Genomic DNA, 11,710 nt, shown 5'->3' on the forward strand with positions numbered 1-11,710 from the left:
GCGCCGCGTCGGCCAGCCGTTCCTCCGGCAGCTCGCCCGTGCGCACCGCGTCCACCAGGGCGTCCCGCAGCCGTCGCACGGTGTCGTCGTCGGCCAGGCCGCCGCCGACGCAGATGGCGTCGGCGCCCGCCGCGACGGCGAGCACGCTGCCCCGCTCGATGCCGTAGGTGTCGGCGATCGCGCGCATCTCCATGCCGTCGGTGACGATCAGCCCGTCGTAGCCCAGCTCCCGGCGCAGCAGTCCCCCGAGGATCCGCTGCGAGAGGGTGGCCGGGAACTCCGGGTCGAGCGCCGGGACGAGGATGTGCGCGCTCATGACCGCCCGCGACCCGGCGGCGACGGCGGCCCGGAACGGCGCGAGTTCGCGCTCGCGCAGCAGGTCCACGTCGGCGTCGATCCGCGGCAGCGCGTGGTGCGAGTCGACCGCGGTGTCGCCGTGCCCGGGGAAGTGCTTGGTGCAGGCGGCGACGCCGGCGGACTGCAGCCCCTCGACGTAGGCCGCGGTGTGCCGGGCGACCGGCCCGGGCTCGTCGCCGAAGGACCGCACTCCGATCACCGGGTTGGAGGGGTCGGAGTTGATGTCCGCGGAGGGCGCCCAGTTGAGGTTGACGCCGCACTCGGCGAGCCGCCGCCCCAGTTCGGCGGCGACCCGGCGGGTGAGGTCGACGTCGTCGACCGCGCCGAGCGCGTTGTTGCCGGGGAAGGAGGACCCGGTGCGGACCTCCAGCCGGGTGACGTCGCCGCCCTCCTCGTCGATGGCGACGAGGACGTCCTCGCGCTCCTGGCGCAGCTGCGCGGTCAGCGCGGCGAGCTGCTCCGGGGAGTCGATGTTGCGGCCGAAGAGGCCGACCGAGGAGAGGCCCTCGCCGAGCCGGCGCAGCAGCCAGTCGGGCGCGGTGGTCCCGGTGAAGCCGGGCTGGAGCACGGTCAGCGCGTCCCGGGTGAGCGTGTCCATGCGTGGTGCCGTGGTGGTCATCGGCGGGTCACCCCTTCACCGCGCCCGAGGTCAGCCCGGCGACGGCCCTGCGCTGCAGGAAGACGAAGACGATCAGGATGGGCAGGGCGAACAGCGAGGACGCGGCCATGGTGGCGCCCCAGTTGTCGCCGAAGATGGTCTGGAAGCTGGTGAGCCACAGCGGCAGGCTCTGCATCTCGACGTCCTTGTTGAGGATCAGCACCATCGGGAACTCGTTCCACGCGGTGATGAAGCCGAACAGGGAGGTCGCCATCAGGCCGGGCGCCAGCAGCGGGAAGATCACCTTGACGAAGGCCTGCGGCCGGCTGCAGCCGTCCACCATCGCGGACTCCTCCAGCTCCTTGGGCACCGCGGCGACGTAGCCGCGCAGCGTCAGGATCGTGAAGGGCAGCACCATCACCATGTAGAACGCGGTGAGCGGGAGCAGGCTGTTGAGCAGGTCGGCGTCGCGCACGATCAGGTAGATCGCGATGACCATGACCTCCCAGGGGGCCATCTGCGCGATCATGAAGACGACCACGAAGCCGCGGCGCCCCTTGAACTTCATCCGGGCCAGCGCGAAGGCCGCGGCGAGGCCGATGAGCAGGGACAGCAGCACGGCCGACACGGTGACCGTGACGGAGTTGCCGACCAGCGTCCAGAAGTGGTCCGCGCCGAAGGCGGTGCGGAAGTTCTCCAGCGTGCCGTCGAGCGGCAGGAAGACCGGGGTCTCCGAGATGATGTCCCCGCGCTGCTTGAACGCGGTGGAGAACATCCAGTAGACGGGGAAGACGAAGACGGCGAAGAGCAGCACGGCAAGGGTGCCAGGCCACGTGCGGGCGAACAGCGAGCGGTTCACAGCTCGTCCTCCCCTTGCTTGAGCACGGTACGCAGGTAGTAGGCAGTCAGCACCAGCAGGATGGCGATGGTCAGGAAGGAGATCGCCGCGCCCATGCCGTAGTGCTGGTTGCCGGGGCCCTCGACGAAGGCGTAGAGCGGGAGGATCTCGGTGAGCCGGTCCGGGCCGCCGCGGTTGATGGCGTAGACCTGGGTCAGGGCCTTGAAGACCCAGATGACCTCGAGGAAGGTCGTCGCCCACAGGAACGGCTTGAGGTGCGGGAAGGTCACCGAGGTGAAGCTCTTCCACGCGCCGGCGCCGTCCAGTGAGGCCGCCTCGTAGAGCTCCTTGGAGATGGTGGTCGTCGCCGCGTAGAGGTTGATCGCGACGAACGGGATCGACTGCCAGACGATCAGCAGGATGACCACCGAGAAGGTGGAGACCTGGCTGCCGAACCAGTTGTAGTCGGCCATGGACGTCCAGCCGAGCTCGGCCAGGATCCAGTTGACGACGCCGAACCGCTGGGCGAACAGCCACTGGAAGACGGTGGTGCCGGCGACGGTCGGCATGGCCCAGGCGAGGACCAGGCCGAGCAGCAGCAGGGTCCGCATGCGGCGGCCGAGCCGGGCGAGCAGCAGGCCGACCAGGGTGCCGAGGATCATGATCAGCACCACGTTGATCGTGGTGAAGATGATCGACCGCAGGGTGACGCGCCAGAACACGTCGCTCCCCAGGGCCTCCTGGTAGTTGCTGAACCCGGTCCACTCGGTCAGGTGGAGGATCAGCTGGCGCGGGTTGAGGTTCTGGAACGAGATGACCAGGTTCTTCACCAGCGGCCAGCCCAGCAGCACCGCGGTGGCCACCAGCGAGGGGATCAGCAGCAGGTAGGGGGCGGACGACTCGCCTCGCCGCTTCGGGCGGCTCCCGCCCGAGCTGTTCGGGATCTTGACGGACACGGGGGACCCGGCAGCCGGGTCCGCGTCCACGCGCTCGGTCTGCGCAGTCACAACACTCTCCGTGAAGTCGTCGAGACGTGGCCGGGGGCGGCCGCAGCCGCCCCCGGCGTCACATCACTCAGCTGGTCTGCGCGAGACGCTTGTTGATCTCGCCCTCGACCTGCTTGGCGGCCTCGGCGGGCGTCTTCCCGTTCAGGACGGCCGTCAGGTACGTCTTGATCGGGTTGGGGTCGTTCTCCACCGGAGCCCAGTTCGGGATCAGCGGAGTGGTGCCACCGAAGGCGGCGGCCGGGGCGGCGGCCTCGGCGGCGGCGTTGCCGGTCAGGTTGGAGTTGAGCGCCTCCTTGTTGGGGAGGACGCCGTTCTCCTTGGCCAGCTGGCCCTCGTACTTGTCGGAGAGGGCGAGCTTCAGGAACTCCTTGGCGAGCTCCTGCTTCTTGCTGCCCGCGGCGACGGCCAGGTTGGAGCCGCCGAGGAAGACGCCCTCGGGCTTGTCGGCGGTCTCACCCGGGATGGTGAAGTAGCCGATCTTGTCCTCGATGGACTTGTCGGCCTCGATGGCGATGCCGGCTTCCCAGCCCATGCCGATGAAGGCGCCGACCTTGCCCTTGCCGAAGACCTCGCCCTGCTGCGGGGTGGCCTCGTCCTTGTCCTTGGGGGCCTTGGAGTAGGCCTGGAACTTCTTGTAGAGCTCCGCCGCCTCGGCGACCTTCGGGTCGGAGAGGTTGGAGACCCACTTGTCCCCGTCCTGCTTCACCAGCTCCGCGCCCTTGCCGATGGTCAGGCCGGTGAAGAAGTACCAGTTCTGGCCGGGCAGGTAGATCGGCTCGGCGTCGGTCTTCTTGTCGATGGCGTCCAGCGCCTTGAAGAACTCGTCGCGCGTCTTGGGCGTCTCCTTGACGCCGGCCTTGTCCCAGATCTCCTTGTTGTAGATCACCACGCGGTTGGCGAAGTACCAGGGAGCGGCGTACTGGACGCCGTCGTAGACGGAGGACTTGTTGAGGGCCTCGGTCCACTCGCCGCCGATCTCGGCCTTGAGGTCCGTCAGGTCCGCGAGACCGCCGGTGGCCGCGTAGGCCGGCGTCTGGGTGTTGCCGATCTCGATGACGTCCGGCGGGTTGCTCTCCGAGAGGGCGGTGGTGACCTTCTGCTGGATCCCGTTCCACTGCTGGACTTCGATCTTCAGCTTCGCGCCGGTCTTCTTCTCGAACTCGGCGGTCAGGTCCTTCTGCCACTGCTTGGGAGTGGATCCGTCCATCGCCCAGACGGTCAGGGTCTGGCCCTTGAACCCGTCCTTGCCGGACTTCGCCTCGTCGGTCGAGCCGTCAGAGCCACCGCACGCCGCGATGGAGACCATCATGCCCGCGACGACCGTCGCGGCTGCAAGCTTGCGCTTCACGCCACCCTCCTCAGGGATGCCACGTTCCCCCCTGCCCGCCTCGGTGCCAAGCGCATGTGTGCTGCCGCCGTGTACTGCCCGTGGGGCCGGGACCTGGACCAATGGTGTAGACCAGTAGGGGGAGCTTGGCCCAGACCAATAGGGCTGTCAAGGAGTCCGCAGCAGGCCGCGGGCGTCCGTGACGCTTCCGAGATATGCAGGGTTCCTGCGGGATTGGCCCCTCACGGGGTCCTGGGGCGAGGATGCGCGACGAGGTAGACCAATCGCCGCGGTGACGCTATGGACTAGACCAAAGCGAACGACCGGCGGTATACAGGATCTTCGCGGGGATCACGGAGCGTAGGCGCTCTCCTCCCACCCCACGGAAGGCCCCGACGAGAGGCGGAAGATGAGCACCGAGGTCAGCAGCGCGGCCGGCGAGGGCGGAGCCGTCGTCCGCACCGCACGCGTGCCGAAGTACTACCGCCTGAAGAAGCATCTGCTGGAGATGACCGAGACGCTGCCGCCCGGCACCCCGGTCCCCCCGGAGCGCACCCTCGCCGCGGAGTTCGACACCTCCCGCACCACGGTGCGCCAGGCCCTGCAGGAACTGGTGGTGGAGGGGCGGCTGGAGCGCATCCAGGGCAAGGGCACCTTCGTCGCCAAGCCCAAGGTCGCCCAGTCGCTCCAGCTCACCTCGTACACCGAGGACATGCGGGCCCAGGGCCTCGAACCCACCTCGCAGCTGCTGGACGTCGGGTACATCACCGCCGACGACACCCTGGCCGGGCTGCTGGCCATGAGCCCCGGCGGCCGGGTGCTGCGCATCGAGCGCCTGCGCATGGCCGATTCCGAGCCGATGGCCATCGAGACCACGCACCTGTCCGCCAAGCGCTTCCCCGCCCTGCGACGCAGCCTGGCCAAGTACACGTCCCTCTACACGGCGCTGGCCGAGGTCTACGACGTCCGGCTCTCCGAGGCGGAGGAGACCATCGAGACCTCGCTGGCCACCCCGCGCGAGGCCGGGCTGCTCGGCACCGACGTGGGCCTGCCGATGCTGATGCTCTCCCGTCACTCCCTGGACATGGGCGGCGAACCGGTGGAGTGGGTGCGTTCGGTCTACCGCGGCGACCGCTACAAGTTCGTGGCGCGGCTGCGGCGTCCGGAGGCCTGAGCGACCGTTCGTCGCGCTCGTCGGGCCGCTTACCGATTCGCAACCCGGACGAGCCTTCCCACCTGCGTTCTTCGTCACATACATTGCCGACGCCAATCCGCCAGCGGCAATGGAGCTGTCGATGTCCGAAACGTCAGGAGCAGGCAGAGAGACGGTGACCCCGACGCGGGTCGTCATCGCCCTGTGCCTGCTCGCGCCCTTCGTGGCGATGCTGTGGGTGGGGTCCTACGCCAAGGTCGAACCGACCTTCATAGGCATCCCGTTCTTCTACTGGTACCAGATGGCGTGGGTGCTGATCTCCACCGCCCTCACCATGGTCGCCTACGTCCTGTGGCGCCGCGACCAGCGCGCCCGGGCCGCCTCCGGTAACTCCTCCACCCAGGACGGGGGTGCGTCGTCGTGAACGAGGGCGTGAACGTCGTAGCACTGGTCGTCTTCTGCCTCTTCTTCGTCGCCGTCACGGTGATGGGGTTCCTGGCGGCGAAGTGGCGCAGGGCCGCGAACGAGAACTCGCTGGACGAATGGGGCCTGGGCGGCCGGTCGTTCGGCACCTGGATCACCTGGTTCCTGCTCGGCGGTGACCTCTACACCGCGTACACCTTCGTCGCCGTCCCGGCGGCCATCTACGCGGGCGGCGCGGCCGGCTTCTTCGCGGTGCCCTACACGATCCTGGTGTACCCGCTGATCTTCACCTTCCTGCCGCGCCTGTGGTCGGTGTCCCACAAGCACGGTTACATCACCACCTCGGACTTCGTCCGCGGCCGGTACGGCTCCAAGGGCCTGTCCCTGGCGGTGGCGGTCACCGGCATCCTCGCCACCATGCCGTACATCGCGCTCCAGCTCGTCGGCATCCAGGCCGTGCTGGACGTGATGGGCGTCGGCGGCGGCGAGAACACCCACTGGTTCGTCAAGGACCTGCCGCTGCTGCTCGCCTTCGGTGTGCTGGCCGCCTACACCTACTCCTCCGGCCTGCGCGCCCCGGCGCTGATCGCGTTCGTCAAGGACACGCTGATCTACCTGGTGATCGCCGTCGCGATCATCTACATCCCGATCAAGCTCGGCGGCTTCGACGCCATCTTCGAGGCGGCGAGCGGCAAGTTCGAGACGATCAACGAGGCCACCGGCAAGCCGACCGGCGCCCTGGTGCCGGCCGAGCCCGGACAGTGGACCTACGCCACCCTGGCCCTCGGCTCCGCGCTCGCGCTGTTCATGTACCCGCACTCGATCACCGCGACGCTGTCCTCCAAGAGCCGCGAGGTCATCCGCCGCAACACCACCATCCTGCCGCTGTACTCCCTGATGCTGGGCCTGCTCGCGCTGCTCGGCTTCATGGCGATCGCGGCCGGCATCAAGGTGGCCAACGGCCAGCTGGCCATCCCGCAGCTCTTCGAGAACATGTTCCCGAGCTGGTTCGCGGGCGTCGCCTTCGCCGCCATCGGCATCGGCGCGCTGGTCCCGGCGGCCATCATGTCCATCGCCGCGGCCAACCTGTTCACCCGCAACATCTACAAGGACTTCCTGAAGCCGGACGCCACCCCGGAGCAGGAGACCAAGGTCTCGAAGATCGTCTCCCTGCTGGTCAAGGTCGGCGCGCTCGTCTTCGTCCTCACCATGGACAAGACGGTCGCGATCAACTTCCAGCTGCTGGGCGGCATCTGGATCCTGCAGACCTTCCCGGCCCTGGTCGGCGGCCTGTTCACCCGCTGGTTCCACCGCTGGGCGCTGCTCGCCGGCTGGGCGGTCGGCATGGCCTACGGCACCTACCAGGCCTACACGGTCTCCTCCCCGACGCAGGCGCACTTCGGCGGCTCCGCCAAGGAGATGCCGCTGATCGGCGAGATCGGCTACATCGGGTTCACCGCCATCGTCCTGAACCTGATCGTCACGGTGGTCCTCACCTTCGCCCTGCGCGCCCTCAAGGCCCCGGACGGCGTCGACGAGACCAGCCCGTCCGACTACACCGCAGACGCCGGCGACCCCGGCGTCGACCCCGAGATGCCGCCGCTCGCCGCGGCCACGCACTGACCTCGAGGCCCAGGTCCCGTCCGACGGCCCCGCGCACCCCGGTGCGCGGGGCCGTCGGCACTCCCGGGCCCGTCCGTCCGCCCGCCGGACCCCTCGGGCATGCTGAGCGGATGGACTTCACCATCCGCCCCGTCCGGGAGGGCGAGCACGAGACCCTCGGCTCGATCACCGCCGCCGCCTACCTGGACGACGGGCTGCTCGCCTTCGGCGGGAGCGACTCCTACCTGCGCACCCTGCGCGACGTACGGTCCCGCGCCGCCGCCCCCGGCGCCGAGGTGCTGGTCGCGGCGGAGGGCGACCGCCTGCTGGGCGGCGTCACCTTCGTGGCCGGAGGCCCCCTGGCCGACATCGCCGCCGCCGACGAGGCCGAGATCCGGATGCTCGCCGTCACCCGCCAGGCCCGCGGCCGCGGCGTCGGCGAGGCGCTGGTGCGCTGCTGCGCCGACCGCGCCCGCGCCCTCGGCGGGCGGCGGAGGCTGGTCCTGTCCACGCAGCCGATGATGCTCACCGCCCACCGCCTCTACGAGCGCCTGGGCTTCGTGCGCGCGCCCCTGCGCGACTGGAACCCGGTCCCCGGGACGGCCGACATCGATCTGCTGGTGTACGAGCTCCCGATCTGACCCGGAGCGCCCCGTTCCGTCACCTGAACCTCAACAACCGTGCACGCAGGCGGTGTTGACGCGCGTAGCCCACCGGCCCCACCCTTGCAGCGGCGCCACGTGATCGCGCGGCGCCGCCCCCACCGATCGACGGTCAGGAGGCCGGAATGATCAGACGCATGTCCCGCGCGCTCATCAGCTTTGTCATGATCCTGGCAGGTGCAGTGATAGGTGTCGGCGCCACCGCCGGCACCGCACACGCCGACGAGTGCTACACGTGGAGCCGCACGCTCTCGGAGGGCACCAGCGGCGCCGACGTCACCCAGCTCCAGATCCGCGTCGCCGGCTGGGTCACCTCGGGAGAGCGGCTCTCCTACGACGGCGTGTACGGCGCCCGCACCAAGGCCGCCGTCGCCAAGTTCCAGTCCGCCTACGGTCTGGCCGCCGACGGCGTGGCCGGCCCGGCGACCTTCTCCAAGATCTACGCCCTGCAGGACGCCGACTGCACGCCGGCCCACTTCACCTACGCCGAGCTCAACAAGTGCAACTCGGACTGGTCGGGCGGCAACGTGAGCGCCGCGACGGCCAAGCAGAACGCCCTGCGCACGATGTGGAAGCTCGAGGCGATGCGGCACGCGCTGGGCGACGTCGCCATCACCGTCTCCAGCGGCTTCCGCTCCGTCTCCTGCAACAACGCGGCGGGCGGCGCGTCCTCCAGCCGGCACCTCTACGGCGACGCGGCGGACCTGACCGGCTCGCCCAGCTTCTGCCGCCTCGCGCAGCAGGCCCGCGTCCACGGCTTCTCGGAGATCCTCGGCCCGGGCTACCCCGGCCACAACGACCACACCCACGTGGCGTTCGACCCGTCGCCGTACTGGTCCGCGCCGAACTGCGGCATCTGACCGCTCGCTGAAGCGCCTCACGCACACGGAAGGCCGGGCTGGCGACAGCCCGGCCTTCCTCGTGCTTGCCCGCGGGACGCTCCGCGTCAGTCGTTCGGCACCACGGGGTAGCGCGGCTCGTTCTCCTCCATCTGCTTCAGCGCCTGCTTCCGCTCGCGCTTGGAGAGACGGTCGATGTAGAGGTAGCCGTACAGGTGGTCCGTCTCGTGCTGGAGGCAGCGGGCGAAGTAGCCGGTGCCGCGCACCTTGACCGGGTTGCCGTACTCGTCCTGGCCGGTGACCTCGGCGAAGTCCGGGCGGGCCAGGGAGGCGTAGGCGGTCGGCACCGACAGGCAGCCCTCGTTGCTGTCGTCGAGGATGCGGCGGTCGGCCGGCAGCTCCACCAGCTTCGGGTTGCACACCACGCCGACGTGGCGCACGCCCTCGTCGTCCGGGCAGTCGTAGACGAAGACCTTCCGGTCCACGCCGATCTGGTTGGCGGCCAGGCCCACGCCCTCGGCGGTGCGCTGGCTGGCGAACATGTCGTCGACCAGCTTGCGCAGCTCGTCGTCGAACTCGGTGACGTCCCGGCACTCCTTGTGCAGGACCGGGTTGCCGACGACCGTGATGGGACGCGAGGTGCCGCGTTCGCGGTAGGCGCTCTCGCGCTCCTCGCAGTCCTGGGTGTCGATGACGTAACCCTCGTCGTCCACGGGGAGCACGCCCGCGTGCTGCTGATCGGTCTCCTGCTGCGCCATGCCCGACGTACGCCTTCCTCAGTGTTCCCGCCTCTGACAGAGGCATAGCCTACGGGGCCGGGCGCGACCGCGGCCCCCTGGCCGTCAGCAGACCTCTTCGAGGTCCCGCCAGCCCCGGGTGTCCGGGCTGTCGGCGACCCAGCCGTCCAGCAGACCGCGCACCAGGCCCGCCGGGGCGGCCACCCCGCACTCGCGCTCGGGCACCCACAGCTGTCCGTCGGTGCGGTGGCCGAGCGGGCCGGGCTGGCCGGGCTCGCTGTGGTCGTGCGGGTCCAGGTGCTCGCCGTCGCCCTCGACGGACGCCATCCGCGACTCCGAGCACATCCGGCACAGCAGCCGTACCGAGCTCGACCAGTCCTCGGCGGCGTACCCGGCGTCGGAGGCGAGCGCCTCCAGGGCGTCCCGGTCCTCCTCCGAGGCGGCCTCCAGCAGCACCACCCAGGTGGGCACCGGGGACGGCGCCCAGAGCTCGATCTCGTCGAAGACCGGGAAGCTGTGCCCGCCGGCCGTGGTCCGCTCGCCGTGCGGGACGCCGTCGTGGAGGACCACCTCGCCCCACCGGCGGCCGGAGGACGGCAGCGGGATGGAGAGCACCTCGATGCGCGCCGGGTCCAGACGGCGGCCCCACACCACCTCGGCCTCGCCCTCCGGGGAGAGCCGCACGGCCGCGCTGCCCAGGTCCATCCCGGTGGGCGCCCCGGCGTCCGCGGCGCCGCCGGGCACCCGCAGGCCGTACTCCTGCCAGGCGCGGCGGGCCAGCGGCCAGTCCTGCAGGGCCGTCGCGGCGATGCCGACGTTCCACCAGTCGGGGGCCCCGGTGTCCCGGTCGAGCAGGGCCACCGCGCGCAGCCCGGCGGCGCGGGCCTGCTCCCAGTCGTGCCGGAACTTGTGCAGCAGGGCCAGGTTGAACCAGGACTCGGACAGCCAGGGCTCGAGGTCGGCGGCGCGCGTCAGCAGCGCGCCGGCGTCCTCGTAACGGCCGTCCCCGATCAGCGTGAACGCGCGGTCCGTGGCCTGCCGCCAGGAGGCGGAGGGCCGGTGCCGTCCCTTGCCGAAGATCCTCACGATTCCCGCCTGCCAGTTCTGTGGAGCGGACCGGTCCCTGCCCCCGTGGGCCCGCTCTCCCGCATCCAACCACGGACGGTCGGACGGTCGCTCATTACCCATGGGTTACCCAGCCGGGGGCGGGCTCAGACCGGATTGCCCCGTGCTCCGTCGCGCCGCCGGCGCCCGGCGCCGCCGCACCCGCCGGGTCCCGCAGCACCACCCTGGCCAGCGACTCCACCACGTCGGGCGCGTAGGTCCCCGCCGTGCCCAGCCGCAGGTCCTCCAGGGCGCGCAGGCACGCGCCCGGGCCTCCGGCACGCTGGGCCATCTCGTCGTAGGCGTTGGCGGCCCGCACGATGCGCGCCGCCCGCTGCTGCCGGGTCCAGGGCTCGGCCTGCGACTCGACGACCGCGGCCACCCGGGGGTCCACGCCCGTCTGGCGGACGACGGCGCCGCCGAGGAGGGCCGTGCGCCGCTGCTCGGCCGCCGACAGCCGGGTGGTGGCCCCGTCGGGGACGGGGTCGACGAGGGCGAGCTGGCCGATGTCGTGCATCAGCGCCGCGTACTCCAGCACGGTGAGGTCGCTGCCGGTCAGCCCCATGTCCCGGCCGACGGCCAGGCTCAGCGAGGCCACCCGGTGGGCGTGGCCCTGCGGGGTGTAGCCGGCCACCTCGGTGGCGCGGGCCAGGGAGGCGATGGTCTGCCGGTAGGTCGCCCGGACGGCGGCGTACCGGCGGAAGGCCAGCTGGGCCAGGAGCAGCGGGACGCAGAAGACCGGCAGCGCGAACAGCCCGGCGGCGTCCACGGCGAGGGCGATCACGATGCCCGAGGAGCCGGTGACCGAGCTCATCCGGGTGGTCCCGCGCAGTTCCTCGCGCAGCAGCGGGCCGAAGGCCCGGCCGGTGCGGGAGCGGTTGAGGACCGCCCCGGTCACCGAGTCGGCGAGGGCGGCGAGCAGCAGCACGACGATCACCGTCAGGACGTGCCACGGTCCGGGGCCGGGGGCCTCCGGGGCGGGAGCGGTGAGCGGGCGGCAGCAGACGGCGATGAACCCGACGGAGAGCACCCGGCGGGCCAGGTGGTCGGCGGTGGGCCGTCC

12 protein-coding genes are annotated in these 11,710 nt (G+C 70.8%); 5 read left to right on the forward strand and 7 right to left on the reverse strand.

Annotated elements, in window-relative coordinates; translation table 11 throughout:
• The 4 genes from ACOV8S_RS14880 to ACOV8S_RS14895 form a co-directional block, all read right to left on the reverse strand.
• A partial coding sequence (locus ACOV8S_RS14880; protein ID WP_448318297.1) for a glycoside hydrolase family 3 protein occupies positions 1–976 on the reverse strand: 976 nt, incomplete at its 3' end.
• A 7-nt stretch (positions 977–983) separates the two neighbouring features.
• A complete protein-coding gene (locus ACOV8S_RS14885; protein WP_448318298.1) occupies positions 984–1,814 on the reverse strand; it encodes a carbohydrate ABC transporter permease in 831 nt (276 codons plus the stop codon).
• Positions 1,811–2,800, reverse strand: coding sequence for a carbohydrate ABC transporter permease (locus tag ACOV8S_RS14890; RefSeq protein WP_448318299.1), 990 nt, complete (start codon positions 2,798–2,800; stop codon positions 1,811–1,813). The genes ACOV8S_RS14885 and ACOV8S_RS14890 overlap by 4 nt, the downstream gene beginning before the upstream one ends.
• Before the next feature lie 67 nt (positions 2,801–2,867).
• Positions 2,868–4,148: an extracellular solute-binding protein gene (locus tag ACOV8S_RS14895; RefSeq protein WP_448318300.1), complete on the reverse strand. Its 1,281-nt coding sequence runs from the start codon at positions 4,146–4,148 to the stop codon at positions 2,868–2,870.
• Positions 4,149–4,536: 388 nt separating this feature from the next.
• Between ACOV8S_RS14895 and ACOV8S_RS14900 the strand changes: the two genes are divergently transcribed.
• The 5 genes from ACOV8S_RS14900 to ACOV8S_RS14920 all read left to right on the forward strand — a co-directional run bounded on the left by ACOV8S_RS14900 (position 4,537) and on the right by ACOV8S_RS14920 (position 8,827).
• On the forward strand, positions 4,537–5,301 hold the full coding sequence (locus tag ACOV8S_RS14900) for a GntR family transcriptional regulator (protein ID WP_382551787.1): 765 nt from the start codon (positions 4,537–4,539) through the stop codon (positions 5,299–5,301).
• A gap of 121 nt (positions 5,302–5,422) precedes the next feature.
• A complete protein-coding gene (locus tag ACOV8S_RS14905; protein ID WP_448318301.1) occupies positions 5,423–5,704 on the forward strand; it encodes a DUF3311 domain-containing protein in 282 nt (93 codons plus the stop codon).
• Positions 5,701–7,326: a monocarboxylate uptake permease MctP gene (gene mctP, locus ACOV8S_RS14910; RefSeq protein WP_448318302.1), complete on the forward strand. Its 1,626-nt coding sequence runs from the start codon at positions 5,701–5,703 to the stop codon at positions 7,324–7,326. The genes ACOV8S_RS14905 and mctP overlap by 4 nt, the downstream gene beginning before the upstream one ends.
• A 110-nt stretch (positions 7,327–7,436) precedes the next feature.
• Positions 7,437–7,946: a GNAT family N-acetyltransferase gene (locus ACOV8S_RS14915; protein WP_448318303.1), complete on the forward strand. Its 510-nt coding sequence runs from the start codon at positions 7,437–7,439 to the stop codon at positions 7,944–7,946.
• A 146-nt stretch (positions 7,947–8,092) separates the two neighbouring features.
• On the forward strand, positions 8,093–8,827 hold the full coding sequence (locus ACOV8S_RS14920) for a D-Ala-D-Ala carboxypeptidase family metallohydrolase (RefSeq protein WP_448318304.1): 735 nt from the start codon (positions 8,093–8,095) through the stop codon (positions 8,825–8,827).
• Positions 8,828–8,913: 86 nt separating this feature from the next.
• Here the strand turns inward: ACOV8S_RS14920 and def are convergent, their stop codons facing one another.
• From def to ACOV8S_RS14935, 3 genes are all read right to left on the reverse strand, one after another.
• Entirely contained in the window at positions 8,914–9,564 is a 651-nt protein-coding gene (def, locus tag ACOV8S_RS14925) for a peptide deformylase (RefSeq protein ID WP_448318305.1), read from the reverse strand.
• Between the two features lie 84 nt (positions 9,565–9,648).
• Positions 9,649–10,629: a tetratricopeptide repeat protein gene (locus ACOV8S_RS14930; RefSeq protein WP_351117638.1), complete on the reverse strand. Its 981-nt coding sequence runs from the start codon at positions 10,627–10,629 to the stop codon at positions 9,649–9,651.
• A gap of 94 nt (positions 10,630–10,723) precedes the next feature.
• A partial coding sequence (locus ACOV8S_RS14935; protein WP_448318306.1) for an HD-GYP domain-containing protein occupies positions 10,724–11,710 on the reverse strand: 987 nt, incomplete at its 5' end.

Source organism: Streptomyces sp. CO7 (assembly GCF_053474865.1).